Origin of the sequence: Alistipes sp. HGB5 (genome assembly GCF_000183485.2) — a bacterium.
In the GTDB taxonomy this organism is placed as follows: domain Bacteria; phylum Bacteroidota; class Bacteroidia; order Bacteroidales; family Rikenellaceae; genus Alistipes; species Alistipes finegoldii.
On sequence record NZ_AENZ01000051.1, the window covers coordinates 90,318 to 109,228 of the forward strand.

Genomic DNA, 18,911 nt, shown 5'->3' on the forward strand with positions numbered 1-18,911 from the left:
TGCTTCCGGTCGTTATTCCTTGACGCAGCGGATTGTTTGGGCATTTCCGCGCTGGAAGGTGTAGAGCGGATCGACCTCTTTCCAGTCGTTCTTGAATGCCAGACAGCAGCTCTTCGTTCCGGCGGAGGGAGCCGAGGTCCAGTAATAGTAGAACGAACCGCGGTTCAGTGCGCCGGAGCTGTAGTAGCGGCACCCGTTGTAGGGGAACCATGCCTGCTCGCCCGAACCCGTGGCTGCGTAGTAGAGATACCATCCGCGTTTGGTCGGACTTGTGTTTACGACGTTGTGTTGAGCTGGGTCGGTGGTGTTTTCTCCCGTTTTCGTGAAGATCGAGAAGGCATCCTTGCCCGGAATCCTGTAGCCGGGGGGACACGGGTCGTAGATCGACTTTTGATGAGTCGCGGTCAGCCCCTCCTCGCCCTGCGGATTGCCCCAGAGGTAGTTGTTGCGTCCGGCGAAAAGCCAGTCCGCCGCCTTGAGGAAGGTTACGGGATTCTGGATCGCATTGGCGATCGTTCCGGTGGATGCGTCGGAAGCGGCGACGCTCACCTTGGTTACAGATCCGTAGAGGGTCGGTTCGGTCATGTCGTAGAATTTCGACGAGCCGGGGATCGGGTCCTTGCGTCCCCATTGGTAGGACATGCCCAGCGAACCGGTGTCGTCCAGCGCCGATGTGGCGCCCAGACTGCGGTCCATGAAGGTATAGCTGTTGCCGTATTTATTGGCCATGTAAACCTGATCGGCGGGGAGGTCCGTACACCAGATATGCCAGCTCCACATGATGCGGCCCTGCTGGTCCTTGACCGCGATGAGGGCGTTGCCCTTGCCGGCCGAGGTGTTGAACGAGACGATGCCGTCGCTGAGTACCAGTTCCGAGATCAGTCCGTCGGTCGTCTCCCACAGCAGTTCGGCCGAGACGGGGGCGATTGTCGCCGGTGCCGTGAGCGGATTGCCGAGGTAGTCGGTGAAGCTGCCGCCGGGGATAATGCCTTCGCCGCCGTTGCCCATTACGGTCGCATCGAAACTGCACCGCGCCTCCTTGTCGACGATGTAACAGTTGGCCGTTCCCTGTGCGCTGAGGTTGAGCGCCGGGAGTTCGTGGGTGATCTTGACTTCTCCTTCCGCGGGAGTCTCGCTGTCGGTCGCCGTGAACTGATCGAGCGGAAGCGAAACGGAGATGGCGCTTCCTTCCGGACTGGACTGGGCGGGCCGTTTGTTGAAAAGAAACGTGTAGCGGTCCGTGCTGACGAGATAATACATGTTGGCGGCCTGCGTCAGGTCGCAGGGAGCGAGGCCGATGGTAAATTCGATTTTATCGGCCAGCGACGGGGCTTCGTTGAACGTGTAGGTGATGCTGTTGGACGATCCCCGGAGCTGAGCGTCGGGATCGGTCAGGTCGAAGTCGCATGCACCCGCGAAATTTACGCCTTCGGCCGTAATCTTGATGGAATTGACCTTTTCGGAAGCGTATTTTCCTTCGGAGGTGAAGTCGAACGAGAGCTGCGCCGTGGCGGCCTTTTTGCGGAAAACGAACTGCGATTCGCTGGCCGCTTTGACCTCTTCGCACCGGGCGGTCATGATGTTGTTGGCGCCTGCCGTCCGGGCGTTCTGCATGGTGCTGATGACGATCGGAGCAATAAATCCGTTCATGGCACTTACGGCAGGATAGACGGCGTAAAGGGGCGTTTGTTCGAAATCGAGCGAACCATTGAATTTTCCGGTTGCGGTGCCGATGCCGGTTGCGACGTCGAATGTGCCGGCGTGCAGGCCGTCGGTGACGGTAATGGCATCGTCGATGAGCCAGACGGTCGCTCCGGTTTCAGCGACGCCGGTTCGCGTCGTCGAACTTTTATCCGTGACGCCTGCCTCCGGAATGATCGCCGTAAGCCCCGAAAGCCGGTTGCCGAATCCTGTCGTCGGGGGAACCTGCTGCGTTTGCTCCGGGTCGTCCGAACAGCCGAGGAGTGCCGTGCAGACGGTGAGCGTTAGAAGTTTTCTGATGGTCATGGTTGCGGTTTTTAGGTGTGTCGGTCGTTATTTGTAGATCGGTCCGTAGGTCGCGCAGGCGCGATAGTCAGAACCTTCCGGGTCGGAGCCGAAGGCGCCCCATGCCGAGGGGCGGAAGAGCCGGTCGGCGTCGAGGTTGTGCATGGCTACCGGAATGCGGAGCATCGCGGCCAGCGTGGCGAGGTCGGCGCCGACGTGTCCGAAACTGATGGCGCCGTGGTTGGCTCCCCAGTTGTTCATCACCGAATAGACGTCGCGGAAAGCGCCGTGGCCTGTCAGGCGGGGGGCGAACCATGTCGTCGGCCACGTGCGGTCGGTGCGCTTGTTGATGATCTCGAAAGTCTCGTTATCGACGTTGACGGCCCAGCCTTCGGCGATCTGCAATACGGGGCCGAGTCCTTTCACGAGATTCAGACGGCACATGGTCATCGGCATTTCGCCGCGGGTGAGGAAGTGCGACGAGAATCCGCCGCCGCGCATGTATTCGCGTCCTGCCGGGTACCATGTCGTGGCTTGGAGACATGCTTCCGCCTCTTTGTCGGATATCTCCCAGAATGGCTTCATTGCGGGATTGCCCGCCGCATCGGACTGCTGTCCTGTCGCGTCGAGCGTGCAGGAACCCGAATTGATGAGGTGGATGATGCCTCCTGCGGCGCGGCCCGTGAGCCGGCGGCCCGTGACGCGCTCGACGGCTTCGGGGGACCAGAACGTGCGTACGTCGGCGAAGAGCTGCGCCCGGTTGGTCAGCAGGTGCAGCAGGAGCATCGAAGCGCCGTTGAGCGTGTCGTTTTCCGTAGCGAAGGTGATGGCTTCGCGGATGCCGTTCCAGTCGAACGACGAGTTGAGGATCGCTTCCGGGAAGTCGCCGTCGGGTCGGAAGTCGGTCCACTGGCGCTGCCCTTGGAATCCGCCTGCAATGGCGTTGTGTCCCATGGCCTCCTCTTCGAATCCCATTTCGGCCAGCTTCGGATTGCCGTGCATCAGGTCACGGAAGATGAGTGTCATCTTTACGACATATTCCCAGACGACGTCTTTCTGTTCGCGCGAATAGACCAGATGTGCGGGGTTGCAGTCGCTGCCTTCGTTGGGCTTGCAGTATTTCTCGACCCACTCCATGGCGCGGGCGAATTCCTCCTTGTCGTAGATGCCCAGTTCGATGCGGCGTTCGATCTCCGAGCAGTCTACCGCTTCATTGCGCATGCCGAGGTACTCCTGAAAGAAATCGGGGTCGGGCATAGAACCTGCGATACCCATCGACACCGAGCCGATCGAGAGATAGGATTTGCCCCGCATCTGCATGACCGCGACGGCGGCGCGGCCGAAACGCAAGAGTTTTTCGCGTACGTCGGCGGGAATCGTATCGTCGTCCATATCCTGTACGTCGCGGCCGTAGATGCCGAAGGCGGGCAATCCCTTTTGGTTGTGCCCGGCCAGTGCCGAAGCCAGATAAACGGCGCCCGGACGCTCCGTGCCGTTGAAACCCCAGATGGCTTTGGGGGTGAGCGGGTCCATGTCGATGGTTTCGGCGCCGTAGCACCAGCAAGGGGTGACCGAAAGGACGGCGCCTACATTGCTGTCGCGGAATTTGTCGGTGCAGGCCGCGGCTTCGGCGACCCCGCCGATCGTGGTGTCGGCGATGACGCATTCGACGGGCGAACCGTCCGAATAACGGAGTTCTTCGCTGTAGAGACGCGCTACGCGCTGTGCCATGCCCATGGTCATTGCTTCGAGCGATTCGCGGATTCCGCCGCGGCGGCCGTCGATGATCGGACGGATGCCGATTTTAGGGTGTGAAGTGGTCATATTCTGTGTTTTTCAGATTGTTTGTTCGTGTCGGCTATTCGGCTTCTCGGCGGCGGTTCAGGGTCGTGAGCAGGAAGCCGGTGAGGAAGATGACCGTCGTGCCGAAGACGATCGTCAGGTAGGTGTGCAGCGGACTGTGGAAACGGTAGAAGGGCGAACCTTCGTTGATCAGCGGCGAGAGACTCATCCACGCGATGGTCAGCAGTCCGAGGATCACGGCGACGACCGCGTGGACCCGGCGCACGGTCTTGCAGACCACGCCCAGCAGGAACAGTCCGAGCATGCCGCCGCTGAAGATCGACGCCAGCTTCCACCATGCGTCCAGCACGCCGTCGATGCGCATCATCAGCAGCCCGACGACGATGCCGAGCGTGCCGACGACGAACGAGGTGGCGTAGAGCGTACCCATATTCTGCTTTTCGGTAAGCTCCTTTTTCGAGAGCCGTTTGGCGAAGTCGGTCAGTACGATGGTCGCCGAGGAGTTGATGCTCGTGGCGACGGTAGACATGCCGGCCGAGAAGAGCGATGCGACGACCAGTCCGGTCAGTCCGGTGGGCAGTCCGTGGACGATGAACCACGGGAAGACCTGATCGGACGGCGTGCCGGCGGGAAGCAGTTCGGGCCGGGCCGTATAGTAGGAAAAGAGCGCCGTGCCGATGTAGACGAAGACGAGCGAGACGGGGATGTAGAGCAGACCGCCGAAGAGTGTCGATTTCACGGCTTCGGCCGTCGATTTGGTGGTCATATAGCGCTGTACGTAGTTCTGGTCGATGCCGTAGTTCTGCATATTGACGAAAAGGCCGTAGATCAGCACTACCCAGAAGGTCGGTTCGGTCAGCGACAGCGAGAAACTGCCGAGGCTGAATTTGCCGTGTGCTGCGGCGATTTCGAACAGCTGTCCGGGGCCTTCGGGCATGGTGAAGGTAAGGATCGCGGCGCAGGCGAGGGCACCCACGATCAGGATGATGCCCTGTATGGCGTCGGTCCAGACCACGGCGGCGATACCGCCCAGCAGCGTGTAGATCAGGGTGGCGATTCCCGTGCAGATGATGATGGTCTGGATGTCCCAGCCGAACATCGTGTTGAGGGGCAGGGCCAGCAGCAGCAGGATCGAGCCGATGCGCGCCAGCTGCGTCAGCAGGTAGCAGACCGCCACGTAGCAGCGCGCCCAGTAGCCGAAACGCATTTCGAGGTAGTGGTAGGCCGAGACGCTGTTTACGCTGCGGTAGAGGGGAATGAATACCTTGGCGGCCAGCCATGTGGCGATAGGAATCGAGAGACTGAATACAAAGGGATTCCAGTTGCCTTTGTAGGCGTCGCCGGGCAGGCCGAGAAAACTGATGCTGCTGACGAACGTGGCGAAAATCGACATGCCCACGACCCATGTCGGCAGCGATCCTTCGGCGGCGGTGAATGCGGCCGCGCCTTTGCGGCTGCGGAAGTAGAAGCTGCAGCCGAAGAGGGCGACGCCGCCGACGAAGATGAAAAATACGAGGTAATCGAGTAAGGTTATCTCCATGAGGGTTGGTTGTTATGGGTTATACGTTGCAGTTGGCGCCCAGCGCTTCGAGTGCCTGACGAATCCGGGCGCGCTCCTCGGTGCGGAATTTCCGGTAGGGGTACGAGAGGTAGTCGTCGCAGACGCCCAGCAGCGAAAGTGCGCATTTGACGCCTTTCAGGTAACTCGATCCGTATTTTCCGACGGTATAGACCGATGTGCTGATCTGCATGATGCGGCGCTGGATTTCGCGGACGCGGGCGATGTCGTGGGCGCATGCGGCGTCGTACATGGCAACGTAGAGTTCGGGAAAGATGTTTGCGCCGCCGTTCACGCCGCCGTCGGCGCCGAGCAGGACGCATTCGCCCGTCAGTTCTTCGGGCCCGACATAAAGTGAAAAGTCGGGATTGTCCCCCAAGTGGTAGAGGAGTGTCTGGAAGTAGGTCATGTTGGCCGAGCTGTCTTTCAGTCCGACAATGTTCGGATGGTTGGCCAGCGTCTTGACGGTCGCCGGTTCGAGGAAGACCTTGACGTGCGACGGCATGTTGTAGAGGTAGAGCGGTAGAGGCAGGGCGTCGGCAAGCGCCGTGTAGTATTCGATCAGCTCCTGCTGCGAGGGGGCGAAATAGTAGGGCGGGGCGGCCACGACGCCGACGGCGCCGCATTTGGCGGCATGTTCCGCGAGCCGGATGCTTTCGATGAAGGCGGTGTCGGTGACGCCGACCAGCACGGGTACGCGTCCTGCGACCTGACGGCATACCAGTTCGACGAATTCATAACGCAGCCGGTAGGTCAGGCTCTGGGCTTCGCCCGTCGTGCCGAGCAGGAAAATGGCGTGGGCTCCGCCGGCGACGAGGTGTTCTGTAAGGCGTACGGCGCCTTCGCGGTCGAGTTCGTCGTCGCCCTTGAGCGGGGTAATCATCGGGGGAATGATGCCCTGAAGTTTGGTAGGGTGCATGGTGAAGGGGTTTAGCGATTTTTAGTTGATTCGTATATTTTATTGTAAATCGTTTTAGCCAATCGGCAAAAAGAGGGGTCATTCCTCGATAAGTTGCGAAATTTCCGTTTCCCGGCCGGGTATGCCGCTCTCGACGATTTCGGGCGTCAGTACGATGCGGATGCTGTTGATCGGCTGGTCTTTCTGTTCGATATTCTTGATCAGCAGGTCGAGGGCTTCCGTGCCGAACTGTTCGATCGGCTGCCGCACGTAGGCGACGGCCGTTTTGTAGATGTCGAAGGCTTCGTTGCTGTCGAAACAGGCCATGGCGAAGTCCTGCGGAACGCGCCAGCCGTTGCGGAAAATGGCTGTCAGTCCGTTGGCGGCCAATGTGTTGGTGGCGAATACGAACGCTTCGACATTGCGCATCTTCGCATCGCGGACGATCTCGTCGATTTTGCCGAGTTTGTCGTGACGCAGGTGATGGATGTTGATCCGGTCGCTCAGGCCGGCTTCCGTCATGCAGAAGCGGTAGCCCTCTTCGCGCTCCCTGATGTTGGACAGGTTCATCGAATAGGAGATCATTTCGATCCGCGTGAAACCCTGACGGATCAGCGCCTGAGTGGTTTCGACGCCGGCGCGCCGGTTGTTGAGTACGACGCTGCTCAGTTCGGTGTCCGGCACTTCGCGGTCGAGCAGTACGACGGGGATATTCTGCAGGGCGACATTGCGGATAATTTCATCGGCACCTTCGCAGGGGACGATGATCAGTCCGTCGATGCCCTTGTTGCGGAAAACCTCGATCAGGTTTTCGAGTTTCTGCGGATTTTCGTCCGTACTGCCGAACAATACGGTATACTTATGTTTATATGCGCGGTCTTCGATGCAGCGGGCGATGTCGGCGAAAAACTTGTTGGAGATGTCCGATACGATTACCCCGATGGTGTTCGTCTTGCCGCTGCGAAGCGTGCGTGCCGCATTGTTGGGCTGGTAGTTAAGCTTTTCGGCGACCTCCAGAATCCGTTGCGCCGTCTCTTTGTTGACGCGGTAGGTGCCCTTGCCGTCGGCTTTGTTGTTCATGACGAATGACACCAGTGCGATCGAAACGCCCGCTTCGGTGGCTATGTCCTTTATGGTTACTTTGCGTGTCCGCATATTTTTTGCGATTTTTTGTGATATCCCGGAAATTCTCTTACCTTTGCAAAGGTAATTAAAACGTTTTAACAAACAAATTTTTTGCGATTTTTTTATGCTGCGACGTGATATGCAAACTCAGACCAAGTATGTAATAGGAGTCGATTTCGGCAGCGATTCGGTGCGCTGCCTGATTGTCGGCACGGCCGACGGGGCGGAAATCGCATCGGCGGTGGCGGCGTATCCCCGCTGGAAAGAGCGGCTTTACTGCGATCCCTCCCTGAATCGCTACCGTCAGCATCCGCTGGACTATATCGAATCTTTGGAGCAGTGCGTGCGCAGTGCGTTGGAAAAGTGCGGCAAAGAGGTGGCGGACAATATCTGCGGCATCTCTTTCGACACGACCGCTTCGACGCCGGCGCTGACCGACGAGCGGGGCGTTCCGCTGGCCCTGCTGCCCGAATACGCCGAAAATCCCGATGCGATGTTCGTGCTTTGGAAAGACCATACGGCATTGGCCGAAGCGGATGAGATAAACGATCTGGCGAAACGCTGGGAGGTCGATTATACCCGTTACAGCGGTGGCGCCTACTCCTGCGAATGGGTGTGGGCGAAGATGCTGCACTGCCTGCGCAGCGATCCCGCATTGCGTGCGAAAACCTGTTCGTGGGTCGAGCACTGCGATTGGATATGTGCACTGCTGACGGGCGACACGAAGCCCGAAACCATTGCCCGAAGCCGTTGTGCGGCAGGGCACAAGGCGATGTGGCATGAGTCGTGGGGCGGTCTCCCGTCGCCCGAATTCCTCTCGGCGGTCGATCCGCTGCTGGATATTTTCCGCGGGCATCTCTATACCCGGACCGTTACCGGTGACGAATGTATCGGCGGGTTATGCCCCGAATGGGCCGCACGGTTGGGACTGCGGCCGGGGATTGCAGTCGGCGTGGGAGCTATCGACTGTCATGTGGGCGCTGTCGGGGCGGGAATCGTTCCCGGAACCTTGGTAAAGGTGATGGGGACTTCGACTTGCGACATCGTGGTCGGTACCTACGGCGAAGTCGGGGACCGTGTCGTACGGGGCATCTGCGGTCAGGTCGACGGCTCGGTACTGCCCGGATATGTCGGATTCGAAGCCGGACAGGCTGCTTTCGGCGACATCTATGCTTGGTTTCGGCGGATCATGGCGTGGCCCTTGAGCCGGATCGCGCAGGGGGACGAAACTCTTGAGGAGCGGATACTCGGCGAGCTGACGGCCGAGGCCGAATCGCTGCCGCTGACGACCGGAGATCCGGTCGCGCTCGACTGGCACAACGGACGCCGGACACCGGATGCGGACCCCCGCGTGCACGGAGCGATCGACGGCCTGACGCTGGCGACCTCCGCTCCGGCTGTCTTCAAGGCGTTGGTCGAAGCGACGGCTTTCGGTTCCCGCGCCATCAACGAGCGGATGCTCGAAGAGGGGGTGCCGATCGACAACATCATCGCTATCGGAGGCATCGCGCGCAAATCTTCTTTCGTGATGCGCACGATGGCCGACGTGATGGGCATGCCGATCCGGGTGCTGGACAGCGATCAGGCCTGTGCGCTGGGGGCTGCGATGTTCGCGGCCGTTGCGGCGGGCATTCATGGGTCGGTTGCCGAAGCGCAGCAGGCTATGCGCCCCGGTTTTTCGGCCGAATATCGTCCCGATATGGAACGGCATGCAATTTATGATTATCTTTATGCGCGTTATCTGAAACTCGGAGCAGCGCGTTAAATGACGAAGCGGTTTTTCCTGCTGGCGGCCCTCGCGGGCGTGTGGAGCGTGTCGGCGCAGAACGGCACGCTGCACCTGCGTCTGGTCGATCGCGTTACGCGGGAACCGGTCGTCGGGGCCGTGGCCGAACTGCGCTCGCAGGCCGATACCGCCCGGACTCCGTTTTATGCGGCTTCCGACATTGACGGGGCGGCGCTGTTGCAGCGTGTGCCGGCCGGGGCGTGGCGGCTGCGCGTGACTTCGCTCGGATACGAGGCTTTGGAGCGCGAGCTGCGGACTTCGGGCGGGAAAACCGATCTCGGAACGCTGGAGATGTCGCCCGGCGCCGAAGCGATCGAGAGCGTGGTGCTGGAGGTGCCGGCACTGAGGTCGTCGATTCGCGGCGATACGCTGAGCTACCGGGCCTCGGCCTACAAAGTCACGTTCGGAGCCGACGCCGGGGCGCTGATCGGCAAGATGCCGGGGCTGGAGGTGGCCGACGGCGTTATCGAAGCGCAGGGCCGGACCGTGCAGCGGGTGTTCGTGGACGGGCGCGAATTTTTCGGCAACGACGTGATGTCGGCAGTCCGCAACATTCCGGCCGATATGGTCGAAAGCATCGACGTCTACAATTCGCAGGGCGACCAGTCGGAATTTACGGGCGTGGACATCGGCGACGGCTATACGGCCATCAATATCGTGACGCAGCCCGACAAGCGGCGCGGCGCTTTCGGCCGCCTGTTCGCCGGGTACGGAATCCCCGACAAATATATCGGCGGCGGCAATATCAATATCTTCGACCGGGCGCGGCGGCTGTCGGTCATCGCGCTGGTGAACAATGTCAATATGCAGAATTTCTCGTCCGAGGATATTCTGGGGACGACGGAGCAGGGGCAGGCCAACGCCCGCAGCGGCAGCGGCAACTTCATGGTGCGGCCGCTCGACGGCGTCTCGACGGTGCAGGCCGTGGGGGCGAACTACAGCGACGAGTGGGGCGAAAAGGCCAAGATTACGGCCAGCTATTTCTTCAACCGGGCCGACAACCGCAACGAAAGCCTGACCGACCGGCAGACCTTCACCTCTTCGGAAAAGCTGGTGCTGTACGACGGCGCGACCGATGCGCGGATCGAAAATGTCAACCACCGCTTCAATTCGCGTTTCGACTACAAATTCAACAACCGCCATTCGCTGATGATGCGCACGGCGTTCAGCGTGCAGGATTACCTGCTCGACAACGAGACCTTTAGCCGTACCGACAACAAATTCGCGGACGACGACATCCGCTTCGTGAACCGCCGCCGCAACTTCGCGCACAACGACAATTTCGGGTACAACGTCTCCAACAACCTGATTTACCGTTACCGGCTGCCGGGCAGCAAGCTGCGCAGCCTGACTTTCGGCGTCGGCGGCCGATACAGCGGCGGGGAGCAGTTCAGCCTGCCGCGGCAGTATACCTTCCGCGATCCGGACGACATCGAAGCCGATACGACCGATTACGACGCCCGCAATATTTCGCGTACGAACCGGGAACAGCCCGGCTATTACGTCAGCGGAAACGCGGCCTACACCCATGCGTTCGGCCGGCGTTCGCGCATGAGCGCCGATTACCGCGTGACTTACGCCGCCAACCGGGTGAACCGCCGGACGGTGCTTTTCGACAATAAAACCGGGATGTTCGGCCCGGAACCCGATCCGCGCCAGTCTACGGATTACGATTACGACTACCTGACCCAGCGTGCGGGGCTTTCCTACCAGTATCTTTTTAAGAAGACCAAGGTCGCGGCGTCGGTCTATTACCAGCATGTCGATTTCGGGGGCGACTACACGCTGCCCGTGCCGGACAGGACTTCGGCGTCGTTCGACAACATAACCTACAACGTGGTGGGCAACATCCACTTCGATCGCAGCAACCTGCTCAAGATCGATGCGTCGTCGCGCACGCGGAATCCCCGTGCCGCCGATCTCCAGAGCATCGTCAATACCACCAACCGGCAGCATGTCTTTGCCGGAAATCCGGGGTTGAAGCCCGTCTATACGCATGATCTTTCGGCGCAGTATATCCGTTCGAACGCCGCCAAGGGCCGCACCTTCACGTTTGCCGTGCGGTTTTCGGCCAGCCCCAATACAATTGCCGATTCGCTGGTGATCGACTCGCCGCATTTCGTCATCGTCATCGACGGCGACGGCACGGAGCTGGGGGAGGGCAACCAGTTCGTGCGGCCGGTCAATCTGCCGGGATACTGGAACCTGCGCACGACGCTCAGCTACGGTTTCCCGGTGCGGTGGCTGCGCAGCAACCTCAACGTCAGGGCCGGAGTTACGACCGGGCGTATTCCGAGCGTCATCAACGGAACGCGCAACCGCCTGAACGGGGATTCGTACGACGCCGGGCTGACGCTGGGGAGCAACATCTCGGAGAGCGTCGATTTCAAAATCGGCTATACGGGCTATTACAACGTGAGCCGCAACAGTTCGCAGATACGGACCGTGGACAACGTCTATGTCAGCCAATACCTCACGGCCGACCTGAACTTCGTGGTGCGGCAGCGGATCGTGCTGCGCGGCAGCGCCGACTACAACTATTACAAGGGAATCACCGACACGTTCCGCGAGGAGCGGCTGATCTGCAACCTGCAGGTCGGATGCAAACTCTTCCGCAGGCGGCTGGGCGAGGTGACCGTCGGCGTCAATGATCTCTTCGACCAGAACGACACGACTTTCCGCCGCACGGTGACGGGCACCTACATCCGCAACGTCTCGAACCTCGGTCTGGGCCGCTATTTCCTCGCCCAGTTCTCGTACAACCTGCGCCTGTTCCCGCGTCAGGGAGCCGCCGTGACCCGCATCTTGCAGCAGGGGGTGGAATAAACACGCCGATCAGAGTTTTTCGACCGAAAAACCGGATGCCGGAGTCGTATTTCCGGATTTTATCGCTATATTTGTTCATACATTTAAATAAAGTAAGAATAAATGAGGCAGAATCATCTCTCTCCGGCCCTCCTCTGCGGAGTTGCGGCCGCCGTTCCCGCGGCATGCGCCGCGCAGCAGGGGGCGGGCGGCAGGGAATCCGGGCGGCCCAATATCGTCTATATCATGACCGACGACCATGCTTATCAGACCGTCGGCGCCTACGGGCATCCGATTTCGCGGCTGGCTCCGACGCCCAATATCGACCGGCTGGCGCGCGAAGGGATGCTTTTCCGCGAGGCGTTCGTCGAAAACTCGATCTCGGCGCCTTCGCGGGCGACCCTGCTGACCGGCGTGTACAGCCATCGTCACGGGCAGACCACGCTCAGCTACGGCATTATGGATACGACGCTGGTGCATTTCCCCGAACTGCTCCGGGCCGAGGGCTACCTGACGGCGATCTTCGGCAAATGGCACCTGAGCGTCGAACCCAAGGGCTTCGATCATTACGACCTGCTGTGGGATCAGGGGGAGTATTACAATCCGGTGATGCGCACGCCCGAAACCGGCGGCAGGTACGTCCGTCAGGAGGGATACGCCACCGACATCATTACCGACCACGCTTTGGCGTGGCTCGACGCGCGCCGGGACGACGACGCGCCTTTCTGCCTGATGATCCACCACAAGGCCCCGCACCGGAACTGGATGGCCGACCTGAAGTACCTCGATCTGTACGAGGATGTCGAGTTCCCGGAGCCGGAAACCCTTTTCGACGATTACGCCACGCGCGGCGACCAGATGCGCCAGCAGCAGCTGACGATCGACCGCCACATGGGATATGCCTTCGATTTCAAGGTGGAGGAGCTGAAGGACGAGCCGACTCTGCAATACATTCACGACAGCTGGGATATCGCCATGAGCACGCTGACGCCCGAACAGCGCCGCGTGTGGGACGACTCCTACGGTCGTAAGAACCGGGACTTTCTGGCCGACCGTCCCGAAGGGAAGGAGCTGCTGCGCTGGAAGTACCAGCGTTACATACACGATTACTGCCGCACGATCCGTTCGGTGGACGACCAGATCGGCCGGGTGCTCGACTATCTGGAGGAAAACGGCCTGATGGACAACACGCTGATCGTCTACACCTCCGATCAGGGATTCCTGCTGGGCGAACACGGTCTCTACGACAAGCGTTTCATGTACGAGGAGTCGTTCCGCACGCCGCTGATCATGGCGTGGCGCGGGCATATCCGTCCCGGTACGGTCTGCCGGGAGCTGGTGCAGAATATCGACTATGCCCCGACGCTGCTCGACGCCGCCGGCGTCGGGGTCCCGGACGGAATGGACGGCGTTTCGCTGCAACCCCTGTTCCGCAGCGGAAAGGCGCGCGGCTGGCGGACGTCGCTCTATTACCAGTATTACGATTACCCAGCCGTCGGCAGCGTACGGGCGCATTACGGCATCCGGACCGATCGTTACAAGCTGATCCATTGGTTCGGTCCGGGGGCGGACGGCGATCCCGATATCGACTTCTGGGAGCTGTACGACCTGCGGAAAGACCCCTGCGAGGTGCATAATGTTTACGAGGAGCGCGGATACCTCCCTATCCGCCGGGAGCTGGCGCGGCTGTTGGCCGAAAAACGCGGCGAGTTGGGAATCAGATAGTTGGTTTGCATGTCGGTTGATAAGGACATCCGGAAAATCCTTTCCGGATGTCCTTGCTTCATGTCCGGTCGTAAAATACGTTTCCATGTATATGTTGTCTGTCGTTCCGGTCGCTGTATTTATGTGAGTACATTGAAACGCTCCTATTTTGCTATCGGTCCCCGATTTGCGGTCGTATTGCGGAATGGACGCTGCCGGAAAATATCGCATGTGCATACTATGTATAATCAAATAAATGTCGTATATTTGTATTACGATAATAAATAGCGCAATGAAACTTCGACTCGACCCGAACTCTACCCAGCCGCTGCATCAGCAGGCGGAGGAGCTGCTGCGCACAATGATTCAGCAGGAGGAGTATAAAAAAGGCAAGCTGATGCCCAATGAGGTGGAACTCTCCAAAGAACTGAACATATCCCGCAATACGCTTCGGCAGGCCATCAACCGGCTGGTTTTCGAAGGGTTGCTTATCCGCAAGAAGGGTTACGGCACGACTGTTGCGCCGCAGAACGTGATGAGCAACGCCCGCAACTGGATGAGTTTTTCGCAGGAGATGCACGCGCAGGGAATGGTGGTGCAGAATTTCGAACTGCATATCAGCCGCAAACACCCTTCGCAGGAGGCGGCTGCGTTTCTGAACGCTCCCGAAGGAACGAAACTGCTCTGTCTGGAGCGTTTGCGCGGACGTCCGGGACTGCCGTTCGTCTATTTCATCTCCTATTTCAATCCGGCGATTCCGATGACGGGCGAGGAGGATATGGCCATGCCGCTGTATGAGAACCTGCAGAAGAATTACGGCATCGTCGTCAAGACTTCGCGCGAGCAGATCTATGCCCGTGCGGCGAGTCCCGATCTGGCCGACAAGCTCGACATCAGCGAAGGCGCGCCGATTCTCGTGCGCAAGCGCTTCGTGCTCGACGTAAACGACAAACCCGTCGAATACAACATCGGCTATTACCGGGCCGACAGCTTTACCTATTCGATCGAGTTCACCAACGATTGACGGCGCGGCGGCTGAACCCGGCGGTGCGCAACTGAGACGGCAGGATGCAGGTCTGCGGTGCGCGGCTGAAATGGCGGCGCGGCCGAGACAGCGGGATCGGTGTCGGATGCGGCCGAAACGGCAGTGTGGCTGCAACGGCGGGGCGGTGTCCGGTATGGCTGAATCCGGCGGTGCAGAGACAGACCGGGCGCAGGGTTGGTCTGTAAGACGGTCCGGAGTGTCGGACTCGGTCTTTGCGGCGGGGCGTTCCGTAGGGAGGTTATGGACTGCGGAGCAGGCCGGTAGACAATACGAATAAAGGCGGAACATAGTTCCGCCTTTATTCTTGTCCGTATCTCCGGGGTTATTTCAGACCCCAGCTCTTGTTGGGTTCGGGTCCCATTTCGAGAACCAGCTCCCCGCCCTGCAGCAGCTCCGAAGCCGGGAAGTGGAACGTGTCGAGCTATCTGCCGTTCAGGCGGGCGCTCTGCACGTAGATGTTTTTGCGCGAAGCGTTGTGGGCCTTGACGGTAAACTTTTTGCCGCGGCCGTAACGTTCGCCGAGGTCGATCGTCACTTCTTCGAAAATCGGGCTGGCGATTTCGTAAACCGGATCCACGCGGCATCCGCCGTCGGTCTGGAACAGACCGATCGAGGTCATGATCGCCCATGCGCTCATCTGTCCCTGATCCTCGTCGCCGAGGTAGGCGTTGGCGATGCCGTAACCGTAGTAGCGGTCGAGGATCGAGCGGCTCCAGCGCTGGGTGTTCCACGGCGTGTCGGCGTAGTTGAACAGGAATGCGAAGTGCATCGACTGCTGGTTGCCCTGCACGACGGGGTGGTCCCAATACTGGTCGTTCGGGGCGTTGTAACGCCACGCCTCGTCCTGATTGAAGCCCCAGAGCAGGCGGTCGGTGAAGCGCTGCTTGCCGATCTTCTCGACCAGCGCCGGGACGTCCTGCGGCACGAAGAAGGTGAGCTGCCATGCGTTGCCTTCGACGTAGTGCTGGTTGGCGCCGCTGCGGAAGGGATCGAAGTTTTCGAGCCATTGGCCCTTGCTGTCGCGCATGTGGCAGTATCCCTCGTCGCTGATGACGTTGCGCCACCAGTAGCCGCGGTCGTTGAACGTGCGGTAGGTCTCTTCGTCGCCGAGCGCCTTGGCCAGCTGGCCTACGGTCCAGTCGTCGTAGGAGTATTCCATCGTATTCGAGAAGCGGCCCTTGTCGTAGGGGACGTAGTGGTGTTCCATGTAGGCGGTCAGGTCGCGGTTGCCGGCGAAGCCCTTGAATACCTTCTGCGCCGGGGTGGTCTGCATCTTGACCGAGGCTTCGAGCGCTTTCTTGGCGTCGAAGTCGCGGATGCCCATCTGCCATGCGCTGACGATCAGCGGAATTTCGTGTTCGCCGACCATGACGGGAATGTAGTTCATGCCTGCGGGGCCTTTGGCCAGCCAGCCGTTGGCGTCGTACATCGCCAGCTGCGAATTGACCCAGCGGTTGCTCCATTCGGGCGTCACGAGGTTCCAGAACTGGTTGAGGTTCCAGAACGTGTTCCAGAATGCGTCGCAGCCCAGCATGACGTCTTCCGAGGGATCGGCCACGGTGTGCACTTTGCCGTCGGTCGAAACCCACTGGCCGTTTACGTCGCTCCACGTATTGCGGCTGCAGATCGCACGGTACATGTTGTTGTAGAAACGGACCTTTTCGAGCCGGTCGTTGGTCTTCACAGTCAGGCGGCTGAACAGGTCGTTCCATGTGTCCACCTGATTCCGGCGTACGGCTTCGAAATCCCAGCCGAACGGTTCGGTGACTTCGGCGGCGAGGTTCTGCGCGGCGTTTTCGACGCTGACGAGCGAGATGCCCGAACGAACCTGCACGACGGGATTCCGCACGGGATCGAACTCCACGAACAGGCCTGCGTATTTGCAGGGGCCGCTGCTGAGCTCCCGGATGTCGTTGGCGACGACGTCGTCCTTCCAGCTGCCCACGCGGAGGATCGGACGGTCGAATTCGACGACGAAGTGCAGTACGTAGTCCTGATCGGCGTCGTGGCTCCATACGCCCGGCGAGAACTGGTGGCACGAACCCTCGATGCGGCGCTCTCCGACCCGCTTCACCGAGACGTTTTTGAGCTGGATGCCGTACTCGGTTTCGGGATGCAGCTCGATCAGGATACGGCCCGTGCCGCGGTCTGCGGGGAAGGTGAAACGCTCGAAGCCGCAGCGCGTCGTGGCCGTCACTTCGGCCTTGATGCCGTAGTCGGTCAGGTCGGCGCTGTAGTAGCCGATATCGGCCCGCTCGGTGCGTTTGTCGATGCGCGAGCGGTAGCCTTCGTCGGGCTTCTGTTCGTCGCCGACGCGGGTTTTCAGCTCGCCGTTTGCGGCCATGATGCCCAGTCCTCCGAGCGTCCACTCGTGGATATGGCTGAAACAGCCGATATTCTCGAACGAGGGCTGGTAGCCGGCCTGCCATCCCGTATTCTGGTTGTCGGGGCTCATCTTGACCATGCTGAACGGCATCCACGGTCCCGGCGCGATCATCCAGCGCGAGTGGGCCGTGCCGATGCGCGTATCCACGTAATCGGCCGGCGTCTGGAGCGTTTGCGGCGTGCGTACGACGCTGCCCCGTGCTATTTCACGGCCGTCGCAAAGAATCCGGTAAGCGCTCTTTTTGGCTTTCTTCACCTGCGGCATCGGGGCTTCGAGCTGGTAACGGCCCGTTTCGATGCGTTGGTTCAGTATCTCTTTGTCGTCGAGTTCGACGCTGAGCGCGGGTGCGCCTTCGAGCCATTCGAGATCGACCAGCAGGGGCTGGACGCGTCGTTTGCCGTCGGCCAGTTCATAGGGAGCGGCCTCGATGTTGCGGATGAAGAGCTGCTGCGGCTGTTCCACGTTCGTGCCGGCAGGGCCTTCGAGGCTCACACGGTCGAAAAGTATCCACGAGCCTTCCAGCACGGTGATCGTCACCTCGTTGCCGCCGGCCTTGAGTACGCCGGGACGGATCGGGATTTCGAGCCGGCGGGGCGTCGCTTTGGCGAGGTTGCCCGTGATCGACAGCGTATCGACGATCTTCTCCATCTGGTTGGGCTTGCGCTGGTCGGCGACGCTGAGTCCCGGAGCGTCGAGCTGGAACTTGGCGTCCTGCGTATTGACCGAAACCTTGACCAGCGGTAGGAAGTTTTTGGCGTAATCGAGCAGATCGACGACGAGCGTGCAGGTTCCGTCGGAGGGAATCTCTTTCAGTCCGAAGAGGATATTGATCTGATGTGTGCGCCAGCCCGACGTGGGCCATGTGCCGCCCCACGTGTCGGCAGGTCCGGGCAGGACGTAGGGGAAATCGGCGGCGGGAACGGAGTGCCCGACGAGGAAATATTTGTCTTCATAGCCGAAATCGTTGGCGAGGAAGTCGCGGAAGCGGTCCGGAGCCAGTGCGAATTCGGACGCCGACCGGTCGGCCTGTCCCACCGTCCATATAACCGAAGGAGATTGCTCCGCAGCCGTTGCCGCCGTGGCGAGAAGGCATGCTGCAATTCCCGAAAACAATGTTTTTCTCATGGTTTGGGTTTGTTGGTTGATTAAATGTTCATACAATTTTGGCGTAAAATAAACAAAATTTTCGTGCAAATGCAAATTTCAGCTCTTTTTTGCCCGAAAAAGTTGAATTTGCCGCTGCTTTATGGTTTTTATTGTAGGTACATATGCGCTTTCCCTGCCGTCTGAAACAGTCGCCTGCCCGGTGTTTACCTATTATTATATACGGAAAAGGCGGTTGTTGTCCGGGCTTCGCTCTCGGAATGCGAATATTTTGTCCCTGTCGGACAGGCTGCCGCACGGCTGTTTTGCGCGTGACGGCGGTCGGCGTTGTGGTTTCCGACATCGGACATGCCCGATTGTCCGTCGGTGCAAAACCCGGTCGTGTCCAAGGCGTTAAGCCTCCCGCCGGAATCTTTGGCCGCAGAGGGTGCGGTATGTTTCCGGTATGTATTTTATTGTTTGCACAATAATATATCTGGCATGTCCGGTCTTTCGGAGCAGAGCGTACTTGATACGTTTATTTGTATTTAATATATTGAAATGTAGTGCTTTGCGTCTCTTGTTTGGTTGCGTGGTATGGAGTGTATGAAAAAATATTTGAAATTTTTTCGCTTGAAACAGACAGAATACGGAAAATATTTTTACATTTGCGATGTGGTAATGTATGGACATATGTGAAAACAACCTGACATATGTCTTTCCGGCCCGCCG

General features: G+C 59.6%; 10 protein-coding genes. 4 read left to right on the forward strand and 6 right to left on the reverse strand.

Annotated elements, in window-relative coordinates:
• Window positions 1-12: 12 nt before the first annotated feature.
• From HMPREF9720_RS14815 to HMPREF9720_RS08365, 5 genes are all read right to left on the reverse strand, one after another.
• Window positions 13-2,007: a conserved domain protein gene (locus tag HMPREF9720_RS14815; protein WP_009597801.1), complete on the reverse strand. Its 1,995-nt coding sequence runs from the start codon at window positions 2,005-2,007 to the stop codon at window positions 13-15.
• 27 nt (window positions 2,008-2,034) lie between these two features.
• Window positions 2,035-3,810 carry an L-fucose isomerase gene (locus HMPREF9720_RS08350; protein ID WP_009597776.1) on the reverse strand — a complete coding sequence of 592 codons (1,776 nt, stop codon included), beginning with the start codon at window positions 3,808-3,810 and terminating at the stop codon, window positions 2,035-2,037.
• 34 nt (window positions 3,811-3,844) lie between these two features.
• Window positions 3,845-5,329 carry a sodium:solute symporter gene (locus HMPREF9720_RS08355; RefSeq protein ID WP_009597873.1) on the reverse strand — a complete coding sequence of 495 codons (1,485 nt, stop codon included), beginning with the start codon at window positions 5,327-5,329 and terminating at the stop codon, window positions 3,845-3,847.
• 19 nt (window positions 5,330-5,348) lie between these two features.
• A complete protein-coding gene (locus HMPREF9720_RS08360; protein WP_009597781.1) occupies window positions 5,349-6,266 on the reverse strand; it encodes a dihydrodipicolinate synthase family protein in 918 nt (305 codons plus the stop codon).
• A 78-nt stretch (window positions 6,267-6,344) separates the two neighbouring features.
• On the reverse strand, window positions 6,345-7,400 hold the full coding sequence (locus HMPREF9720_RS08365; protein ID WP_039940238.1) for a LacI family DNA-binding transcriptional regulator: 1,056 nt from the start codon (window positions 7,398-7,400) through the stop codon (window positions 6,345-6,347).
• Window positions 7,401-7,494: 94 nt separating this feature from the next.
• Between HMPREF9720_RS08365 and HMPREF9720_RS08370 the strand changes: the two genes are divergently transcribed.
• The 4 genes from HMPREF9720_RS08370 to HMPREF9720_RS08385 all read left to right on the forward strand — a co-directional run bounded on the left by HMPREF9720_RS08370 (window position 7,495) and on the right by HMPREF9720_RS08385 (window position 14,689).
• Window positions 7,495-9,135: a ribulokinase gene (locus HMPREF9720_RS08370; protein ID WP_009597872.1), complete on the forward strand. Its 1,641-nt coding sequence runs from the start codon at window positions 7,495-7,497 to the stop codon at window positions 9,133-9,135.
• A complete protein-coding gene (locus tag HMPREF9720_RS08375; RefSeq protein ID WP_009597797.1) occupies window positions 9,136-11,982 on the forward strand; it encodes an outer membrane beta-barrel protein in 2,847 nt (948 codons plus the stop codon). It abuts the gene before it with no gap.
• Between the two features lie 102 nt (window positions 11,983-12,084).
• Window positions 12,085-13,686, forward strand: coding sequence for a sulfatase family protein (locus HMPREF9720_RS08380; RefSeq protein ID WP_009597888.1), 1,602 nt, complete (start codon window positions 12,085-12,087; stop codon window positions 13,684-13,686).
• Window positions 13,687-13,957: 271 nt separating this feature from the next.
• Window positions 13,958-14,689, forward strand: a complete 732-nt coding sequence (locus HMPREF9720_RS08385) for a GntR family transcriptional regulator (RefSeq protein WP_009597830.1) — start codon at window positions 13,958-13,960, stop codon at window positions 14,687-14,689.
• 442 nt (window positions 14,690-15,131) lie between these two features.
• Here HMPREF9720_RS08385 and HMPREF9720_RS08390 read toward each other — a convergent pair whose 3' ends face one another.
• Entirely contained in the window at window positions 15,132-18,221 is a 3,090-nt protein-coding gene (locus HMPREF9720_RS08390; RefSeq protein WP_244989942.1) for a GH92 family glycosyl hydrolase, read from the reverse strand.
• Between the last annotated feature and the right edge of the window lie 690 nt (window positions 18,222-18,911).

Bases quoted from the DNA above. Each gene is read 5' to 3' on its own strand.
- HMPREF9720_RS14815 (WP_009597801.1), bottom strand. From the start codon at position 2,007: ATGACCATCAGAAAACTTCTAACGCTCACCGTCTGCACGGCACTCCTC.
- HMPREF9720_RS08350 (WP_009597776.1), bottom strand. From the start codon at position 3,810: ATGACCACTTCACACCCTAAAATCGGCATCCGTCCGATCATCGACGGC.
- HMPREF9720_RS08355 (WP_009597873.1), bottom strand. From the start codon at position 5,329: ATGGAGATAACCTTACTCGATTACCTCGTATTTTTCATCTTCGTCGGC.
- HMPREF9720_RS08360 (WP_009597781.1), bottom strand. From the start codon at position 6,266: ATGCACCCTACCAAACTTCAGGGCATCATTCCCCCGATGATTACCCCG.
- HMPREF9720_RS08365 (WP_039940238.1), bottom strand. From the start codon at position 7,400: ATGCGGACACGCAAAGTAACCATAAAGGACATAGCCACCGAAGCGGGC.
- HMPREF9720_RS08370 (WP_009597872.1), top strand. From the start codon at position 7,495: ATGCTGCGACGTGATATGCAAACTCAGACCAAGTATGTAATAGGAGTC.
- HMPREF9720_RS08375 (WP_009597797.1), top strand. From the start codon at position 9,136: ATGACGAAGCGGTTTTTCCTGCTGGCGGCCCTCGCGGGCGTGTGGAGC.
- HMPREF9720_RS08380 (WP_009597888.1), top strand. From the start codon at position 12,085: ATGAGGCAGAATCATCTCTCTCCGGCCCTCCTCTGCGGAGTTGCGGCC.
- HMPREF9720_RS08385 (WP_009597830.1), top strand. From the start codon at position 13,958: ATGAAACTTCGACTCGACCCGAACTCTACCCAGCCGCTGCATCAGCAG.
- HMPREF9720_RS08390 (WP_244989942.1), bottom strand. From the start codon at position 18,221: ATGAGAAAAACATTGTTTTCGGGAATTGCAGCATGCCTTCTCGCCACG.